The 17735-nt window shown below is 33.9% G+C and carries 26 protein-coding genes and 4 pseudogenes; 15 read left to right on the top strand and 15 right to left on the bottom strand.

Translation table 11 applies throughout. The features are described from left to right. The coding region (locus ARADI_RS16635) for a relaxosome protein TraM (protein WP_238149561.1) at positions 1 to 211 on the top strand (211 nt) is incomplete at its 5' end. Positions 212 to 238: 27 nt separating this feature from the next. On the opposite strand, the gene ARADI_RS16630 is transcribed toward ARADI_RS16635, so the two are convergent. After that, positions 239 to 727 carry an Hsp20 family protein gene (locus ARADI_RS16630; RefSeq protein WP_119712704.1) on the bottom strand — a complete coding sequence of 163 codons (489 nt, stop codon included), beginning with the start codon at positions 725 to 727 and terminating at the stop codon, positions 239 to 241. Between the two features lie 305 nt (positions 728 to 1032). Here ARADI_RS16630 and cspE point away from each other — a divergent pair, with 305 nt between their 5' ends. Both cspE and ARADI_RS16620 read left to right on the top strand, forming a co-directional pair. After that, positions 1033 to 1248, top strand: a complete 216-nt coding sequence (cspE, locus tag ARADI_RS16625) for a transcription antiterminator/RNA stability regulator CspE (protein WP_119712763.1) — start codon at positions 1033 to 1035, stop codon at positions 1246 to 1248. A gap of 408 nt (positions 1249 to 1656) precedes the next feature. Next, positions 1657 to 1950: a hypothetical protein gene (locus tag ARADI_RS16620; protein WP_119712761.1), complete on the top strand. Its 294-nt coding sequence runs from the start codon at positions 1657 to 1659 to the stop codon at positions 1948 to 1950. Between the two features lie 33 nt (positions 1951 to 1983). Here the strand turns inward: ARADI_RS16620 and ARADI_RS16615 are convergent, their stop codons facing one another. The 6 genes and pseudogenes from ARADI_RS16615 to parM (ARADI_RS20195) form a co-directional block, all read right to left on the bottom strand. Next, entirely contained in the window at positions 1984 to 2184 is a 201-nt protein-coding gene (locus tag ARADI_RS16615; protein ID WP_119712760.1) for a YubE family protein, read from the bottom strand. 17 nt (positions 2185 to 2201) lie between these two features. Beyond that, positions 2202 to 2762 (bottom strand): annotated as a pseudogene (locus ARADI_RS16610) (DNA methyltransferase); the annotation flags it as partial. A 195-nt stretch (positions 2763 to 2957) separates the two neighbouring features. Next, entirely contained in the window at positions 2958 to 3254 is a 297-nt protein-coding gene (locus ARADI_RS16605) for a plasmid partitioning/stability family protein (protein WP_119712759.1), read from the bottom strand. Next, positions 3255 to 3713 (bottom strand): annotated as a pseudogene (locus ARADI_RS19170) (hypothetical protein); the annotation flags it as partial. Between the two features lie 12 nt (positions 3714 to 3725). After that, a complete protein-coding gene (gene parM / locus ARADI_RS21435; protein ID WP_119712765.1) occupies positions 3726 to 3902 on the bottom strand; it encodes a plasmid segregation protein ParM domain-containing protein in 177 nt (58 codons plus the stop codon). A gap of 53 nt (positions 3903 to 3955) precedes the next feature. Beyond that, positions 3956 to 4210 (bottom strand): plasmid segregation protein ParM domain-containing protein, encoded by a 255-nt coding sequence (gene parM, locus ARADI_RS20195; RefSeq protein WP_305000213.1) that lies wholly within the window; start codon positions 4208 to 4210, stop codon positions 3956 to 3958. A gap of 421 nt (positions 4211 to 4631) precedes the next feature. Here parM (ARADI_RS20195) and ARADI_RS16585 point away from each other — a divergent pair. Together ARADI_RS16585 and phrB are read left to right on the top strand one after the other, a co-directional pair. Beyond that, positions 4632 to 4815, top strand: a pseudogene (locus ARADI_RS16585) (Rop family plasmid primer RNA-binding protein). Positions 4816 to 4857: 42 nt separating this feature from the next. Further along, complete coding sequence (phrB, locus tag ARADI_RS16580; RefSeq protein ID WP_119712755.1) at positions 4858 to 6273, top strand: deoxyribodipyrimidine photo-lyase; 1416 nt, start codon at positions 4858 to 4860, stop codon at positions 6271 to 6273. 96 nt (positions 6274 to 6369) lie between these two features. On the opposite strand, the gene ARADI_RS16575 is transcribed toward phrB, so the two are convergent. Both ARADI_RS16575 and ARADI_RS16570 read right to left on the bottom strand, forming a co-directional pair. Continuing rightward, positions 6370 to 6666 (bottom strand): hypothetical protein, encoded by a 297-nt coding sequence (locus ARADI_RS16575; RefSeq protein ID WP_119712754.1) that lies wholly within the window; start codon positions 6664 to 6666, stop codon positions 6370 to 6372. Then, positions 6623 to 7120 (bottom strand): lytic transglycosylase domain-containing protein, encoded by a 498-nt coding sequence (locus ARADI_RS16570; RefSeq protein ID WP_119712753.1) that lies wholly within the window; start codon positions 7118 to 7120, stop codon positions 6623 to 6625. Before ARADI_RS16570 ends, ARADI_RS16575 begins: the two co-directional genes overlap by 44 nt. A gap of 586 nt (positions 7121 to 7706) precedes the next feature. On the opposite strand from ARADI_RS16570, the gene ARADI_RS16565 reads away from it, so the two are divergent. Continuing rightward, a complete protein-coding gene (locus ARADI_RS16565; protein ID WP_500782829.1) occupies positions 7707 to 8036 on the top strand; it encodes a relaxosome protein TraM in 330 nt (109 codons plus the stop codon). Between the two features lie 54 nt (positions 8037 to 8090). Here the strand turns inward: ARADI_RS16565 and ARADI_RS16560 are convergent, their stop codons facing one another. Then, on the bottom strand, positions 8091 to 8579 hold the full coding sequence (locus ARADI_RS16560; protein ID WP_119712751.1) for an Hsp20 family protein: 489 nt from the start codon (positions 8577 to 8579) through the stop codon (positions 8091 to 8093). A gap of 174 nt (positions 8580 to 8753) precedes the next feature. Between ARADI_RS16560 and ARADI_RS16555 the strand changes: the two are divergent. Continuing rightward, positions 8754 to 9179 (top strand): annotated as a pseudogene (locus ARADI_RS16555) (SPFH domain-containing protein); the annotation flags it as partial. A 202-nt stretch (positions 9180 to 9381) separates the two neighbouring features. Here ARADI_RS16555 and ARADI_RS16550 read toward each other — a convergent pair. The 4 genes from ARADI_RS16550 to ARADI_RS16535 all read right to left on the bottom strand — a co-directional run bounded on the left by ARADI_RS16550 (position 9382) and on the right by ARADI_RS16535 (position 11916). Next, positions 9382 to 9522, bottom strand: a complete 141-nt coding sequence (locus ARADI_RS16550) for a hypothetical protein (protein WP_182853352.1) — start codon at positions 9520 to 9522, stop codon at positions 9382 to 9384. Positions 9523 to 9959: 437 nt separating this feature from the next. Then, the gene (locus ARADI_RS16545) at positions 9960 to 10445 is read right to left on the bottom strand and encodes a ProQ/FINO family protein (protein WP_119712750.1); all 486 of its coding nucleotides are present in this window, start codon (positions 10443 to 10445) and stop codon (positions 9960 to 9962) included. Positions 10446 to 10551: 106 nt separating this feature from the next. Beyond that, a complete protein-coding gene (locus ARADI_RS16540) occupies positions 10552 to 11529 on the bottom strand; it encodes an Rpn family recombination-promoting nuclease/putative transposase (protein WP_119712749.1) in 978 nt (325 codons plus the stop codon). 159 nt (positions 11530 to 11688) lie between these two features. After that, positions 11689 to 11916: a hypothetical protein gene (locus ARADI_RS16535; RefSeq protein WP_119712748.1), complete on the bottom strand. Its 228-nt coding sequence runs from the start codon at positions 11914 to 11916 to the stop codon at positions 11689 to 11691. Between the two features lie 331 nt (positions 11917 to 12247). On the opposite strand from ARADI_RS16535, the gene ARADI_RS16530 reads away from it, so the two are divergent. Continuing rightward, entirely contained in the window at positions 12248 to 12610 is a 363-nt protein-coding gene (locus tag ARADI_RS16530) for an IS110 family transposase (RefSeq protein ID WP_182853355.1), read from the top strand. A gap of 120 nt (positions 12611 to 12730) precedes the next feature. After that, entirely contained in the window at positions 12731 to 12928 is a 198-nt protein-coding gene (locus ARADI_RS16525; RefSeq protein WP_182853350.1) for a transposase, read from the top strand. A gap of 529 nt (positions 12929 to 13457) precedes the next feature. Here the strand turns inward: ARADI_RS16525 and ARADI_RS16520 are convergent. Next, positions 13458 to 13730 carry an HU family DNA-binding protein gene (locus tag ARADI_RS16520; RefSeq protein WP_119712747.1) on the bottom strand — a complete coding sequence of 91 codons (273 nt, stop codon included), beginning with the start codon at positions 13728 to 13730 and terminating at the stop codon, positions 13458 to 13460. 651 nt (positions 13731 to 14381) lie between these two features. Between ARADI_RS16520 and ARADI_RS16515 the strand changes: the two genes are divergently transcribed. From ARADI_RS16515 to ARADI_RS16490, 6 genes are all read left to right on the top strand, one after another. Beyond that, on the top strand, positions 14382 to 15320 hold the full coding sequence (locus ARADI_RS16515) for a replication initiator protein A (RefSeq protein WP_238149560.1): 939 nt from the start codon (positions 14382 to 14384) through the stop codon (positions 15318 to 15320). Between the two features lie 134 nt (positions 15321 to 15454). Next, positions 15455 to 16219 carry a ParA family protein gene (locus ARADI_RS16510; RefSeq protein ID WP_119712745.1) on the top strand — a complete coding sequence of 255 codons (765 nt, stop codon included), beginning with the start codon at positions 15455 to 15457 and terminating at the stop codon, positions 16217 to 16219. Further along, positions 16216 to 16506 carry a hypothetical protein gene (locus ARADI_RS16505; RefSeq protein ID WP_119712744.1) on the top strand — a complete coding sequence of 97 codons (291 nt, stop codon included), beginning with the start codon at positions 16216 to 16218 and terminating at the stop codon, positions 16504 to 16506. The genes ARADI_RS16510 and ARADI_RS16505 overlap by 4 nt, the downstream gene beginning before the upstream one ends. A gap of 249 nt (positions 16507 to 16755) precedes the next feature. After that, positions 16756 to 17178, top strand: a complete 423-nt coding sequence (locus tag ARADI_RS16500) for a hypothetical protein (RefSeq protein ID WP_119712743.1) — start codon at positions 16756 to 16758, stop codon at positions 17176 to 17178. Beyond that, the gene (locus ARADI_RS21430) at positions 17166 to 17303 is read left to right on the top strand and encodes a helix-turn-helix transcriptional regulator (protein WP_119712742.1); all 138 of its coding nucleotides are present in this window, start codon (positions 17166 to 17168) and stop codon (positions 17301 to 17303) included. Before ARADI_RS16500 ends, ARADI_RS21430 begins: the two co-directional genes overlap by 13 nt. A gap of 78 nt (positions 17304 to 17381) precedes the next feature. Beyond that, complete coding sequence (locus ARADI_RS16490; RefSeq protein ID WP_119712741.1) at positions 17382 to 17663, top strand: helix-turn-helix transcriptional regulator; 282 nt, start codon at positions 17382 to 17384, stop codon at positions 17661 to 17663. Positions 17664 to 17735 lie beyond the last annotated feature (72 nt).

Here is a 17735-nt window from a genome sequence, read left to right as displayed (position 1 = left end):
GGATGAAAAACTTGCTCTAATTGCTGATGCTGTCCTTAAAACAGAATTAAGAGTTGATTCTATGTTTGAGTTTGCTAATACCAAACCTCAAGATATTGATCAACGAATGATGAATCAATATTGCTACGATGTAGTAAAGAAAAAATCCAGTGAAGTAGATTACAAAGTTAATTATTTTTTTGAACAGAAATACGGTGATTTTTTATTTTAAAGCCCCTAATTTTAGGGGCTTTAAAAGTTATTTTTTGTGCTCAATAACTTCTGGCTGAGATGTTTGACCAATAGCGATTTTTTGTGGTTTTTGTTCTTCTGGTATTTCGTAATTACAAGTCAATGTTAGTAACCCATCGGCTAAGTTGGCATTTTGGATTCTTATACGATGGCCAAGGTCAAAACTCATCGAAAATCCTTTTTTCTCGATACCTTTATGTAGCCATTTCTCTGTTTTGCTATCATTACTCTCTTCTTCTTTCTCCGTTTCACTTTTGCCGCTGATAGTCAGCTTATTATTCAATACTGATATATCTAACTCGTGTTGTTTATAACCAGGAACCGCTACTGTGAGTTCCAGATTCTCTTTATCTTTTTGGTATAAATTGTAAGTCGGAATATCTGATAACGGTTTTTCACCGGTTATTCGGCTAAACAACTTATCCATTTGGGTAAATCGGTCGGATAACAGGTTATCACTGAGCATAGGAATAAGAGAAAAAGAACGATAAGCCATATTGCCCTCCTTTTTGCGCTTATTGGCTTTACTTTTTAAATAAGAACTCTCCTCATTATTTTCAAGTGTCTAATAACTATTTTTTACGAAAATAATTGTTGCATTAAATACAAAAGTATGACTTAATTAAGCCTATTCTCGAGTCTAACAATCTCTTTTTATTAGTAAAAATTTTAAGTAATTCAAAATTTAGCGATATCATAATACCTCTTCATTAATGAGTTCCTTCTGATTAAATACCATTAGTAAAAATAATGTTAATCTTTGAGACTTTTGATTAATTAACAAAATTAAGGAGCTATTACATGTCAAGCATCAATACAGGCATTGTTAAATGGTTTAACGCTGATAAAGGTTTTGGATTTATTTCACCTAAAAACGGCAGTCAGGATGTGTTTGTTCATTATTCCGCGATTCAGGGTAATGATTATAAAACGCTTTATGAAGGGCAGGAAGTAAACTTTTCAGTCGAAAACGGCCATAAAGGACCTTCAGCAATTAATGTGATAGCGTTATCGTAGAATTGATTGATATTATCGAGTGGTTATCTTTATGCTATTCGATAATTTCATTTAATTAATAATAAATATCTTTTTGCCACTTTCACCTATTAAACTTCCATTACCGCCATTAACATTAAAATGGTAGAACAAGCCTTTATCTGTTAATTTTTGTTCTCGTAATCTTATTATTTTGACAATTTCTTCGTTGTAGAAAACGGACATACCAGGTTGGAGTCTTCGAAACGTTGTTCTGTGTTTTTTGATGTTAATCATGATAATTTCCCCTGATTGAGATGTAACCAAGAAAAAACTAAAGAGCGATTTATTGTTGGGGTTCTAAATTAGAACTCTTTATTATTTATTTTTTGGAGAGTTTTCCCTGATGTGAACACTATTTATACTAATTGAAATTTCTAATTAATCACAATGAGAATAAAATTTACGGGTCGCTGGAATAAACAAAGTCTTAAGAAGGCAATTTGTGAAGCGATTGAGGAATTACAATTTTATAACATTGAATTTATCTCCGGCGTTAATCTTTATTTTCATGGTAAAAATATTAATTTTGATAAAATTGATATTAGGAACGAAAATCATACCCCTGTCATGTTTATTTATGATAATAATATTCCGATGATAAAACCACGCAAAAATAAAAAAAGAAAAGCATCGGTCATTAGCCTTGCAGATTTTAAAAGAAACAAACCCAACAAAGATTGATATAACAACTGGGCGGATATACCGCCCGTTTAATTAATCTTTAAAAGCACTATTTAAAAATAAAAGTTGTTTATAAACCTCTTGCGTTTGCTTTTTGATCGGTTTAATCAATCTCTCAATTAAACACAATGTCAGATCGTTGGACTTATGCAAATATCTTTTCTCAAATTCAAAAAGTTGCAAGTAAAACATATCCATTTTCTTAACGAGTAAAGCCACTTCTTTTCGTAGCACTTCATGACCCTAATAATTCATTTTGATTTTCTCTCTAGGCTGCACGACAAGCACGCAAAGCGGCAATATGTTGTTGGACCAATGGCAAGATATTCAGGGAGAAGCTCAATACCGATGTAACTCCATTCTAACAGTGCAGCAGCGATACAGGTAGAGCCAGAACCCGCAAACGGATCGAGTACAATAGCGTTAGGTTGCGTAAAAGACTCTATGAGGGGTTATAAACTACTGACGGGCTTTTGAGTTGTGCCTGTATTGCCATGACTGTACGTCTTTCATTGGCTTTACGGGCATCACTGGACGGCCTTTCGCCAGCAGATAAGCATTTTTGTGGCTGTGCCCTAAAAAACCAGTTTTTGACGCATAACGTTTCTTGAAAACTAAATGACCAACAATACGGAAGCCGAATTTTTTCCAGGCATCAACAAATTTCTCAACCCAATTCCAGCCGTAAAACTGACCATCAGACTATTGGGTTTTAATACGCGAAACATTTGTTGGCAGGTTGGCAATAACCATTCGTCGTTTTTATCGTTGGCAATTGAGCGCCATGACCTGTCGGTGTAATCAACCAGATATAGTGAAATCCTTAAAAATTCAACTTAATGCGATTGATAAAGCTTATTTCTAAGCGGAATTAAATCTATTTAAGCGATATTCTTCTTTCGCTGTGCTTCTAATATCCGGTAGGGAAAACATAAGCGGAGCCGCTATTAGCGGCGACATCCTTTCTCGATTTCTGATATTACCCAAGCAACAAGTTATTTTTTATTTCATCTAACACTTTTTTCTTCTGAAATATTTTCTTTTTTTGTAGGGCTATCTGACTTTGAGATAAAAGACAAAACGTTATGCAATTGTTCAAGATTAAAATTTTCATCTAATAGACAGGAAATCATATTGGGCAATCGATGATCAGCTAAATGCAAAGCCAAGCCTGATAAGAAACATTTCTTCAGAAAATCGCCTTTTTTGATTAACTGTTGATCAAGCATTTCATCGGCGAATTTGTCTTCTCTGAAGGAATCTGGATGAATATGTACAATGATTTTCTTTCTTTTATCACTCATTTAATCGTCCCCTAAAATCATATTAGCAATCGATTTGACTAAGGCAAATTGCGAATCAGGAACTTGATATATCTTGTTCTTTAAATGTTCAAAATCTTTAATAATTTTATCTTTAATTAAGGATGACCCCCCTCCGATAAGATAAATTCGCTGAAATTCATTAAACGTTTTTAGCTTACCGGATACCAATACGGATAAATTATTTATCGCATCTTCAGTTTCTGATTTTATCCTGTCTGATTTTTGCTGCTCCCGATTTACCAGCAAACTTAAAAACTCATATTTTTTATAAAAAATATCTAACATTAAGTTATTAGCAGAAGCGTAAGTTAAGCCTATATTCGTCTCGGATTTAACTATTTTTTGGATTCTTTTAATGACCGAAGAAACACCTAATGACGGCTCTGCAATCACATGTGTTAATTGCTTGAATTTCCCTAAAACAACACCACAATCTAACGTCGTTCTGCCTCAATCTACAATCAGAGACGATTCATAATCATTAACATCGTTATATTTAAACCTTTCGTGTAAAGCGGTTAAAGATTCTGGACTAACATGAACTTTTTTTATTTTGAAGGTATCTTTGTAACCTTCTCCATCATGATATTTTATTTCTCTTAATAAATTGGCTTTTTTCCTTTCTATTCTATATTTTTTATGTTATTTTGACACTGTTCATTGAAGAACTCGCATAAGGGTCATGTCACATATAATTCTATTTCACAGGGAGTTAAATCGGTATTCAGTAAAGCATGATGAACAGAGAGCAAGTTTTCATCACTATATTGATAATTAACCGTTGTGGTTTCACTAGCATTATTAATCCCATCGTTAAAAGAATAACGTTTGCCATCTATTTCATAGTTATAAGTGTTTTGCCCAAAAGCAAACTTCCAGTTTCCCGCTAAAAATGAAGTTTCTGTTATTTTTGTCACTAGTTTTTTTTTGCTTATCAGCGTAAGTCAGCTTTACAAAAGTAGAGCCATCATCACAAAATATCTTTGCATAAAAAATACTTATTGGTATTAATTTAATCACCAATAGTAACCCATAAATAAAAAATTAAAATAAAAACAAAAAATAAACCCAATTTGATTAATTAAATAAACCATTTAACGAAAACAATAAAATAAAAACCCAATCTGGGTTTATTTTGGTATTATTTTTAATAAGTGATTTATTTGATTTCGCCAATTTTTTGGAGGATTTTATAGGTAATCATCTTCATGGACAAAAGACCGAAATTGTTTCTGATTTGCTTAGCGGTATTACAAAACTCCATGCGATCGACAAAAAACGAAGGAACAGAAAGAATCCTTATCATCGTATAGAATAACCTTATATCAAATCTTTTACTGAACGTTTTAACAAACAATGACAAAACAAAAACTCTCTGCCCTGAATATGGTCGGCTTCATAAAAAACCAAACCTTACTACTTTTATTTAGATAAGCTCAATCAACTTAGTCTGGATGATTATGAAGATGAGTGCGAAGATTTGCACGACATAGCAGAAAAATTTTATCTTAATTTAAAAAAGACACTGGAAAGTAAGTAATTCGGACTTATTACTTTTCGTTGTTTTTGGAAGGCATTTAACATGACTCGTCTTGTTTGGTTTCGTAATGATCTTCGTATTACAGACAACACAGCGCTATTTAATGCATGTCAGGATCAATATGTGAAAATTATCGCGGTTTATATGGCTACGCCTAAACAATGGCAAAAACATCATATATCAGTGCGTCAAATCGCTTTTATTCACGATAACTTAATAAAGTTACAACACGGTCTTGCTGAATTAGGTATTCCTCTTATTTATCAACAATGTGCCGATTTTAGTGCATCATTAGATTGGTTAAGAGAATTTTGTCAAAAAGAAAAAATCAGTGAAGTATTTTTTAATCGACAATATGAATTCAATGAGCTTAGGCGAGACCAGCAGTTGGAATATATTATAGGCAATAAAGTTGTAATTCGTAGTTTTGATGATAGTGTTCTTTTGTCTCCAGGTTCTGTTTTAAATGTTAATAATGAGATGTATAAAGTATTTACGCCATTTAGTTATGCCTTTATTAAACAATTAATCAAAACCGAAGTTTGTTCTCTGCCGGCACCTAAAATGCGAAAGGGTGGTGGAGTTTCTATAAATCCTATCCTTCCCTACTTAAATGATATCTACAAATCAGAGGCGTTTCCTTCCGGTGAAAAGGTTGCATTAGCTAAATTACGGAATTTTTGTCGTGAAAATGTTAAAAATTATCAAAAAACAAGAGATATCCCTGCTATTGATGGTACAAGTTGTTTGTCCCCCTATTTAGCTGTTGGTGTTCTTTCCCCTCGGCAATGTTTTAATAGATTAAGAACTGAACATCCTAATTTATTAGAAAATAGAGATGGTGCTTTTATCTGGTTAAATGAGTTAATTTGGCGTGAATTTTACCATCATTTAATCGTTGCTCATCCTTTTTTATGTAAAAATAAACCTTTTATTGACTGGACAGACCGAGTGCAGTGGAAAAATGATGAGGCTATGTTGTTGGCCTGGCAGCAGGGTCTTACTGGTTATCCGATTGTTGACGCAGGTATGCGACAACTAAATAAAACGGGATGGATGCACAATCGTTTGCGAATGATTACGGCAAGTTTCCTGGTTAAAGACCTACTGATAGATTGGCGTAAGGGAGAGCATTATTTTATGACTCAATTATTGGATGGCGATTTTGCGGCAAACAATGGTGGCTGGCAGTGGGCTGCATCGACGGGTACAGATGCTATGCCTCACTTTAGAATTTTTAATCCTACAACCCAAGGTAAACGTTTTGATCCAAATGGGATTTTTATTCGTCGTTGGTTACCCGAACTCAATCAAGTACCAGATAAGTATATACATATTCCTCATCTATGCGCTGAAGAAAATCAGACTACTTTAGATTATCCATTACCTATCATTGATCATTCCAAAGCTAGAAAAGAAACATTAGAAGCCTTTAGCTCAGCAAAGAATATGAAATAAATTTTGATTAATATTTCCTCTGTTAAGAAATTTAGGGAAAACCGATGATGAGAATTTTGGCGTAATAATTTACCCAAATAAAAACAGGTTGTGTAATTAATTATCTTTTCTGGTTTTATCTTTTTTAAAATCAGTAAGGCTAATAACGGGTGCTTTTCTTTTTTTATTTTTGCGTAGTTTTATAACCGGAATATTATTATCATAAATAAACATGACAGGGGTATGATTTTCGTTCCTAATATCAATTTTATCAAAATTAATATTTTTACCATGAAAATAAAGATTAACGCCGGAGAGAAATTCAATGCCATAAAATTGTAATTCCTCAATCGCTTCATAAATTTCCTTCTTAAGACTTTTTTTCTTCCAGCGACCCGTAAATTTTATTCTCATTCATTTTTCCGGATTTTATTTTTTGATAATTTTGATAAATTTTTCTGGCATAATGGTAACGATTTTTAATTAATGTATTGGTATTTTTCATTCCAGCGTTATACATGCCTACGGCTAACCAATTTTTGCCGTAGCTAACAAAGTTACGACTTAAAATCATTGCACTAATATGAATATTTAAACAAGGATGATTGATTAAGTCAGTTTCAGTTAACGTAGGGTATTCATTTTTAATTACGTTAAAGGTTTGGCTATTAATTTGGATAACCCCTAAATCGAACAAGCCATCTTTATTTTTGTTTTTTGCTGGATCAAAATTGGACTCTTGCCAGGCAATCTCTCTTAAATAATCCGGGTTTATTTTATAATAGCTTCCTGCTCTATAAAAACAATCGGTAAGTGATATTTTTGAAATAATAAGAAAAAATAGACACATTAAATTTTTAATTTTCATCCCGAATCTCTTTATTCAAAAGTAAGAACAATTCGGCATATTGTCGCCCCTATAAAGCAAAAGGATTTTTTAAAAACATTCCAATAAAGACTATCAATGTTACCTCCCTAAATCCGCTTTTCATACACTAACTTACACACTACATGCAAAATACTTATTTTTTATTAAATTATCTATATATAATTATTAATTTTTACATTAAAAAATAGCATAAAAACGATTATTTGCCAACTAATTGTTATTTAAGGAAATAATATATTTAGATTCTTTATGGCTTATTTTATATCTATATAATTTTATTAAAATTTTAATTTAATTTTTTTTGATTTTATTATTATTTTTGATAAAAATAAATATGATGGCAATGGCCATTAAAAATTAATTTTTAACTTAAAATGCCAGCATTTGCCATTATCTTATCTAATTGATTTTAATTTATTTTTATAACTACGCCATTAAAATCAAAAAACAGCAATTAATGGCATAATCATTTTTTAAATATTTGTAAGTTTAATTTGGTTTATTAATGATGATTCCTGAAGATTATAAAGTTACTGTACGTATTCCTAAATAGGTTGTCGATGTTATTGATGCTATTTCTGAAAAAAGGATTAATGATGGTGAAGGAAAATCATCCTGTAATCGAACAGCAATTGCATTAAAAATGCTTAAATTAGGCTCTCGTATTATGAAAAATATAGATAAAGTTTCTAATGAAACACCTTCTATTTCTGTCGATGATAAATTAGCGTTAATTGCTGAATCTGTTTTAAAAACAGAATACTTTACAAATACTATTTTTCTCGGTGGTCGTGGTGATATCGATAAAGCTAAACATCAAGGTACAGAGGAACACTATCAAAAATATTTATCAGAGGTGAAATATAAACTTAATTATTTTTTTAATCATAAATAAACAGTTAATTTATGATGAAATAAATAATGCCCCTAATTTTGGGGCATTATTAAATTAAGTTTTATGTTCAATAACGTCTGGTTGAGATTTTTGACCAATAATAATTTTTTGTGGTTTTTGTTCTTCCGGTATTTCATAATTAAAAATTAATGTTAGCAATCCATCTGCTAAATTAGCATTTTGGATCCTTATGCGATGGTCAAGGTCAAAACTCATCGAAAAGCCTTTTTTATCAATACCTTTATATAACCATTTCTCTTTTTTGCTATCATTACTTTCTTCTTCTTTCTCCGTTTCACTTTTTACGCTGATGGTCAGTTTATTATTCAGTACCGATATATCTAACTCGTGTTGTTTATAACCAGGAACCGTTACTGTGAGTTCTAAATTTTCTTTATCTTTTTTCTGTAAATTGTAAGTCGGAATATCTGACAAAGGTTTTTCACCAGTTATTCGGCTAAACAATTTATCCATTTGAGTAAACCGGTCAGATAACAGGTTATCATTGAGCATTGGGATAAGAGAAAAAGAACGACAAGCCATTTTTGTCCTCCTTTTACGCTTATTGATACAACGTTTCTATATTATTTTATTGGGTACGTTAGGAAATTTTCAAGGGGACATTCTACTTTTTCTATGCTAAGTAGATAATTTTATGTTAAATATCATCAATTCTCCTAATATAAAAATCTATATCTATCCTGACAGGATCTAAATATGTTAACAGTTATCCCAATCCTTATTATTGTCGCGCTGATCGTTGTAGTTTCTTCTGTTAAAATTTTGCCCCAAGGTTATCAGTGGACAGTCGAACGATTTGGGCGTTATACGAAAACATTGATGCCAGGTTTAAACATCGTTGTACCGTTTATGGATCGTGTTGGCCGAAAAATTAATATGATGGAGCAGGTACTAGATATTCCCTCCCAGGAAGTGATTTCCCGTGATAATGATAATGTTACTATTGATGCTGTCTGTTTTATGCAGGTCATCGACCCAGTGAAAGCCGCTTATGAAGTTAGTAATATGCAATTAGCCATTGTCAATTTAACGATGACTAACTTCCGTACCGTATTAGGCTCGATGGAATTGGATGAAATGTTATCACAAGGAGATAATATCAACAGTCGATTACTGCATATTAAGCCTGTTGCTCAATAGTGAAATAAAACTGCTTTCAATAAAAACAAGTTAGATACATCTAAAAAACACAAAAATAGGTTATTTTTTAATCTTATGCGGGTCATTTTTAATGCAAAAATTGATTATTTTATCATCAACAGCTAGTTTTTTTGTAAGTCACAATTAATTTTGCTATTGAGCAACAGGCTTAATGAATATAAGATTACTCTACCCGATGATAAGGATTTTTTCTTTTCCGGCGTTGCCTGTCAATGGCATGAAGAGAGGCAACCCCTGTAAGTAAATCAGAAACGATTTTCGTATTTTGCCCATTAATGTCACCGATCATGCAAAACTGATCCACTTTGCCAATTTAAGCGGCACCATCCTCAAAAAAATGTTCAGAGAAACCGACTAAAATCCAACATGAAAGATGACTCAAAGTACACTCATATTGAACCTGTCACATCAGTAATCCTTCAACCAAAAATCGGCTTAGCAGTGGGCTGACGCGGTTTTATGCACCATGTGAGTAATGAGGTTCGCTTCACTCGCGTATTAGCGAAATGAAACATATGAGAACTTTATAAGTATTTTTTTCGCCTTCCATTCCTACGGCATAAAAACCATAAAAAGAATTGTGTGGATCAATTTTGATTGATCGTATTTAGCTAAAAAGTGGATCAGTTTTCAGTGATCGTTGACAATTAAGTCGATGACCCAATCCGCTCAAACGCTGAAGATGTAAGCAATAAATCACCAAATAAATCATAACAGAGTTCCGCTTCATACCAGCGAGAATCATTTTCCCAACGCCAAATCAGCATGAGCAACAGGAGATTTATAGTTTGATTTATTTCGTCGTGCCAAACGTTGCAGATTATCGTCAACATCCGCTTGGGTGACCTCACTGACTTTCTGACCGTCTTTGTCATAACGAAATGCGCCTAACTGGATAAGTGCGCGATAATCAGTATGATGACCAATACTGCCTAAACAGGCTTTCAAGTGCCTTCTGGCTATCGGTAATGATTTTCCCTTCACATCCTTCCACATATCTTGCTGGATACCAATTTTCATTGGGCATAACTTGCCATCAGGGAAAAGATAAGGCCAAAAAGTGGTTATCTGTGAGATGGCTTCTTCTAACGGCAATCGCTTTTTCGGAGGAATCGGCGGTTTTGGTGTTTTAACCTTCACTTCCTGTTTAGGTTTTTCAACCAGCTTCTTGGGCTGCTGTTTTACTACCTTTTGGGGTTTTGGTTTTTTTGCCTGTTTTTTGGGCATAGCATTCACCCAGACCTTTTACAGTAAACTGAGTTACTTTGTGACTGCTCTTCCTGTGAAACCTTTCCAGGGCGATTGAGGCTTAATTTCTGGCGTTCTGTATGGTTTAATCTTTAAACAGGTTGCTCATTTCAGTATCAGTGAGACCCGTTGATAGTTTCACGATATCTCTTTCTACGCTTTTCTCAAGAAGTTGGCGCGCTATCTTCATCGAAGCCTGTTTTTCGCCTTCAAGTTTACCTTCTTGAACTCTATCATTTTTGCCTAACTGGTAGCCTTCCTGACGGCCTTCCAGTTTGCCTTTTTGTATGCCTTTTTTAATTCCGATCTCTTCAATTTGTTGAGCAATGGTCATAAGTGCTCCTTCGTGTTTCTCTGACTGTTTAGCTATCTCAGTAATAAATTCCATTGGTTTTTGTGTGTTACCTTCCTGAATGAGATAATTAAACATAGTGATAACCTGATTATCAGTATAATAATTATACGACAACAGCGTGACAATTTCATGCATAAGCTCGGTCATATCACGTCGGCGAATGTGCTTCTGGACTAACTCAAACAAAGCCATTCGTTTGTGCTGCATAATTTTACCGTCATCGAGCGTGGTAACGTCGACGAGCCTAAACGGTTTGGTGTAAATCTTTTTAGCAATATCCCGCCCACTAAAGCAGTCGAACCAATCTGTACTATAGGAATAAGGACTTTTCTCACCCGTGTAAAACAGGATAGGAAACACTAAGGGTAATTTTTTGTGGCCAGCCTCTAAATGTTTTTGCATCGCGCCCATGCTATAACGCATCAATCGCCATGCCATGAGCTTGTTGGGTGATGATTGCGCTTTGATTAAAAGATAAAAGTAACCTTTCCCTTTTTCTGTTTTAACGGAGTACAAAATATCACTTTGATAGTTTTTCATCTCACTATCGATAAATGAGCCTGATTCCACCTTGAGGCTGTTTAAATAACAAAGAGATTTAATCTCTTCAGGTAACCAGATATCGAAAAAATCTTTAGCCGTCTCTTTTTCACTCAGAAACTGTTTGAATACACTGTAGTGTGGGCTTAGCGTGAATTTTTTATTTATCTTGTAATATTCCCTTTTAACTTAGAAAAATATCAATGAAGAGAGTTTGAAGGACAAGGTAAAAAGACCTTACCTTCGATTATTTCTTTGCTCACTTCCTCAAAATCATTAACATCAATCACATAGATCGTTGAAGAGTTCTTTGGTACAAAAGAAAAATTAACGGGAGAGAGGGAAAAGCTCATTAGGATTGTTGTAACTTACCTCTCCGACTTCCAGAAATGTTGATAATCCCTTATCAATACAGTACTCAGCTGCTTCATCGTAAGTATCAAAAAATTGTGAAGAATGCTGATTTTTGATATCAAATACCAAAAATGGTTTAACTACAAAGGCATTGTCTTTGTGGTTAAGTTTTAACTTTTTCAAACTGCGTTTTTTACTCATCCGATATTTTCACTGTTTACATACTAAATTGCATAATAACAAACGAATAAGCCATATTGAATGAGCAATCTTTTCATGACATGACATTAATCCTTAAGCTTTGAAGCTTGTGAATGAAATAAAACCCCGATGACATATTTTATCATCGCCTATAAAACCGAACGGTATCTTGTGCTTTGAGCACATATTTATAAGGAAGGTCATGGCGATAATTTAATTATCTTTTTTTCATGGGAGAATTCACCATGGACAAAATCTCAGTGGGCGTTGACGTTGCTAAACTAAAATTCGACGTTGCAGTATGGGTTGAGAGAAAAAAGATAAAACAAAGATATTTCCAAATACTCAATCTGGATTTGCTCATTTATTAAAGCGGCTGTCTATTTACGATGATTGTCATATCTGTTTTGAAGCAACAGGAAATTATAGCATTCCCCTGGCTACGTTTTTGGCTGATAATGGCATTGACGTCAGTATAGAAAACTTATCACGTATTCATACTTTTGGCGAGATTGAATTAAGTCGAAATAAAACTGATAAGGGAGATACTAAGAGAATAGCGCGTTACTGCGCACTACATAAGCCAAATCTCTGGACACCTACGCCATTGCGTGAACGTCAGTTAACAGCGCTGGTATGCCATCTAAAGAATTTAGAAGAAATGAAGCAAATGCAGGTAAACGGTAGTCAGTAGCTGAAGATGTCGTTCAACCCTCACTGTATTGATGCCCTGAAACAACAAATCTAATCCACCAACGAAAAAATAAAAAATCATATCGATGGTGATCCTGAATTAAAGAAAAATAAAGCGTTGTTGGAAAGCATTCCTGGTGTTGGTGAAATACTGAGTGCCAGTTTGTTGGCATATGTGGGTAATGTATCAAAATTCAACAACAGCAAAGAAGTCGTCACCTATGCGGGTCTTAACCCAAAGCTGTATGAATTTGGTTTATTTAAAGGGCGAAGTCGCCTATCAAAACGAGGTCATACAGAGCTTAGAAAAGCATTGTAAATGCCAGCTCTAGCCGTCATTTCTTGTAACCCAATAGTTAAAAGCATAGTGGCAACGGCTCGTATCGCGCCATAAAAGGAGGTAAAATAGGCATTTGCGCAGCAATGCGAAAGTTACTCCAATTAACTATGGTGTGTTGAAATCTGGCATCCCCTTCGATGAAAAAATATAACTTGTATCATGATGGAGAAGACGGTATCTCATGCCATCAAAACACCTCGTTAACCTTACTGGGTGTTTTTTATCTGAGAAGCAAAAATCGCTATAACGTGTTTTGCGCACCGATCAAATTTTTACCTTGTTTGGATACGTTTTTTTTGAAAAAATAGCTCAGAATTGATTACAGCGCGTTTTAGATAGGATTATGACCGTTATTTCTAATCCCTAACTCAAAATTTTTCTAATTTCGATAAGCAATTTTAGTTTTCCAAAATCGTTCGGTTTCGGACTCTGTACAAAACACCTGTACGAAAATAGTAAAATTGCGTTTTGTACAGGTGCTTTAATTCGTACATCTTTTTCGGTCATGTTATTTGACGGCTTCTTTCAAAGTTTTACCTGTCTTAAAACTCGGTACGTTTGCAGCAGCAATCTGTATAACCTTTCCTGTTTGTGGATTGAGTCCTTCCCTTGCTGCTCTTGGCTTAACCTGAAAGCTACCAAAGCTAACGAGTTGTATATCATCGCCTGATTTTAAGGTTTCACTCACAGTTTTGATGAAAGCGTTCAGCGTCTTCTCTGAATCTTTTTTTATTAAGTGGGCTTTTTCAGCAATTTGATTGATGATTTCTGTTTTGTTCATGTTGTGTCTGAATTAATGTATACGTTAATCCTAGTGATGCTAGCCGTAGCAACTGAATAGTGCAATGTTTCAGGTTAATTAACTAAAAAAATTTTTTTATTAAAATCCCGCCGCTCGCCGCAAGTCTGTGACCGAGCGAAGCGAGTGAGCAGACAAGGAAGCGGAATATCACAATTGCAAAAAAGAAATACGGTCACTCAGTAGTAACATATTTTCGGTTCAGGGTTTTTGTTAGAAAAAAGTTATCCACAGAAAAACCTCGCGCGCGCGTAGTTATATTTAGTTATGTATAAGTTAAAAGAGTTAAAGGCAAAAAAACAATATGTAAATCCATGTTTTTACTATATAAAAAAATATAAGTTTTTCCTAAAAGCCGATAGTTTATTCCTAAAAGCCGATAGTTTATTCCTAAAAGCCGATAGTTTATTCCTAAAAGCCGATAACTAAAATGAGTTATTCACAGTTAATTTTGTTTTCTTTTTGAGCTTTTAATTGATTTATTCCTAAAAGCCGATATAATTTTCCTAAAAGCCGATGTTTAAGCTATTCCTAAAAGCCGAATCGTTTTTTTATTAAACAAACAAGCCTACTGAATGCGGATACATTCAGTAGGCTCTAACCAACAATCCTAAACACTCTAGGAGAAAGGGTGTGGTTTATTTTACAAACAAAAAGAGAAAAAACAACTTGAAGACATTACGACCTCATAAACATAACCAACTCGAATTTTTTATCGCTGATGATGTCGATATTTCAACCTTTCGGGATGAAATGGCAAGTATGGAACATCCATTTTTTGCGTTGAAAGCTGGTGATACAAAACCTAGAGTGTATAGAAATGGTAATGTGACTATAGAAGTTAGATCATCTTCTAAAATTGGTTTAGCGACGGTATTTGATAAGGACATTTGGATTTATGCTATTTCAAAATTACAAGAAGCCATTAATTTTAATCAGCCAATTAGTCACACGGTTGCTTTTACTCCATATGATTTTTTTGTAACGACTAATCGAGATAAGAGTGGACGGGCTTACGATGATTTGAAAAAAGCATTATCTCGCTTATCTGGAACGAGGATCCAAACGAATATTGTTTATTCTGCTGATGATAAAAAAACGATTGATTTTGGTCTAATTGATAAGTGGGAAATTACAGAGAAACAAAAAGGAAAATTAGATATTGGAATGATAGAAGTTACATTACCTGATTGGTTTTATCAAGCAATCACAAAAACTAAGGTATTACAAATTAGTCCTGATTATTTTCGTATCAGGAAAGCAATAGATAGACGATTATATGAGATTGCTCGAAAACATTGTGGTAATCAGGCCGAATTTACAATTTGTTTAGAAAAATTGTATTTAAAAACAGGTAGTACTGCTGCTTTATCTAAGTTCAAATTTAATATTAAACAATTGGCTAAAGCCAATGATCTTCCAGATTATGAAATTCTTTTTGATTCGATCACAGATAAGGTTATTTTCAAAAACCGTAATCAAAATACTCCACAAGCAGAAGCATCACGTAAACGAGAAAAAGGTAAGAAAGAGATTTTTAAGATTAAAAATAAGATTTTAAATAAAGAATAATTATTTTATATCGATTATTTAGGGTATGTGTATTTTGCTATATAATCTATCATAATACGTATTTTTTTGTTTTAAAATAATTCTATTAAATATCATTATTATGAATTATAATACGCATACACGACGACACGCATATGGCTAAAATAATAACAATTATAAACCAGAAAGGTGGAGTAGGAAAAACCACCACAGCACAAGCTATAGGTGCTTGGATACAGGTAAAAAAGAATAAAAAAGTATTACTCTTAGATATAGATCAGCAAGGAAATCTTACATACGCTATAGGAGCAAGAAATAGCGATTACAATATGCTAGAAGTATTAGTAGCTGAAAGAATACAGGCAGATAAAATTCAGCTAACACCAAGCAAATTTTGGATTATACCTTCTACACCTTCACTTGCTAACGTCGATATAGCGTTAACCCAGACAGGTAAAGAGTATAGATTAAAAAAAGCTTTAGTAGATCTAATTAGCTATGACTTTGTAGTTATTGATACTCCTCCAACCTTAAACATAATCACTATTAACGCATTAACAGCAAGTAATTACGCTGTAATACCAGCGCAAGCCGATATATTTAGCTTACAAGGAATAACCCAGTTAGGCCAAACTATAGAAACAGTAAAGCGCTATACAAATAAAGATTTAAAAGTGCTTGGTATTGTATTAACAAAACACAATACACGTAGCATATTAAGCCGTGATTTACAAAAAGTCATTACAGATACAGCTATACAGCTACAGACAAAGGTATACACGCAATATGTGAGAGAAGCTTTGGCAGTCAGAGAAGCACAGGCTATGAAAAAAGACATATTTAACTATAACCATAAAAGTAATGCCACCAAAGATTATGATGCGCTAATGAAACAGATTTGGAAGGATATTAACCAATGAGTAAGAAGAGCTTTGCCAACGCTAACCCAGCGATGGCTTTTATTAGCATGGCAGAGGATACAGAAGACTTTTCATTAACTCAGTCTATAAAAGCAGAATTACCAATTAAAGCAGATCCAAAAATCGGAAAAGAAGAAATTAAAATCGTTCCAGAAACTAAGAGTAAGCGAGTGCAAATGCTTATGCAGCCTTCTTTATATAACGAAATTAAGAAAAAGGCAGAACAAAAAGGAATAAGTGTTAATGAAATGATGCATGAAATATTAAAGATTTATGTGGCCATATAACCAACACGGCCAATCTAATAGTTGATGATGTAACAGGTAAATTATTGCGCTACCCCAATGGGCTCTAATCCCAAAGAGGCAGCTAACCCTAAACCTAGTATCAATAGGAGTAAGGCTAATGAAAAAGTCTACCTTCCGCGTGCTCGTATGTGAAGCACCTAATCAAATAATCGAGTTATTTGCTCGAACTTCACGCAATTTAACCCTTCGCCAGCGTGCCAGAATTCTGAATAGAGTCGGAGGTGCGGTATGAAATCCAAAATGCAGGAATTTTGTCTACGCGCGTCTATTCCCTGTGGATTTTCGGATAGCGAAGGTGAAATCTCTACGAATGCAGCAATGATGGAGTTGTTAGCATTCAATAAAGATGCGCCTGAAATGGAGGATTTATTAGCGAAAATCAGCACTGAAAAATCCCTATTTTATGTCATAAGCAATTTGACGTTTGATTACAAAAAACCACCGAAACTTTGGCAAATTGATTTTATCCCTCTATTGAGTCAGGAAAATAGCTACTTAGGTACTTTTTTTTTCACGCTCAAGAGTTCCTGTTTTTGTCACCGTTGGAGTATGTCGATGGCAAGCAGCCTTATGCAGTTAGCACAGAAAGACCCAACAAGCTGTTCACTGATAAAGAGTGGCAAGTATTGTTTTTCACGATGCAATGGTTAAACAGCAAGGAAATTGCTAGAAGGTTAGATGTTTGTCCCTCAACGGTTGAATCGCACTTGAAGACTATCTACGGAAAAGTCAACGTGGCATTCGGTTGGTCAGTTAAGAGCATTTTGCAAATCTGAAGGCTTTGAGCTCTATATCCCTGTGAACTTGCTTCCTTATAAATGTACTCATATTTTTGAATTTGTTGGGGGGGTAGTATGAATTACATAAAAATATTTATAGAAAATGCTGAAAGCAATTTACAGAAGCGAAAATCCTTCGGTAACATTCTTCCTAAGTTAACATTGGCACAGCGTGAAATTGTTATGTTATTTTTTGTTGGTTTTTCAGTGAAAAAAATAGCGCATATGAGGAATGTTTCATATTTCACTGTCAAAAACATTTTAACTTCGGCCAAGAATAATCTTGGCGTGTTTTCATTAGATGATATAAGAAGTGTTGTATTGTTAAGAGTCCTAATGAATTATTCTTTGGAGTAAAAAAATAGCGCCATGCTGCTACAAATTAGAATTATTTTATTAGCAATTTACGGAGTTGTTGGTGTACTTGGA

This window comes from Arsenophonus endosymbiont of Aleurodicus floccissimus (assembly GCF_900343025.1).
Lineage (GTDB): Bacteria > Pseudomonadota > Gammaproteobacteria > Enterobacterales > Enterobacteriaceae > Arsenophonus.
Note: the sequence above shows the minus strand (reverse complement) of the source record. Positions and strands in the feature narration are given on the sequence as shown.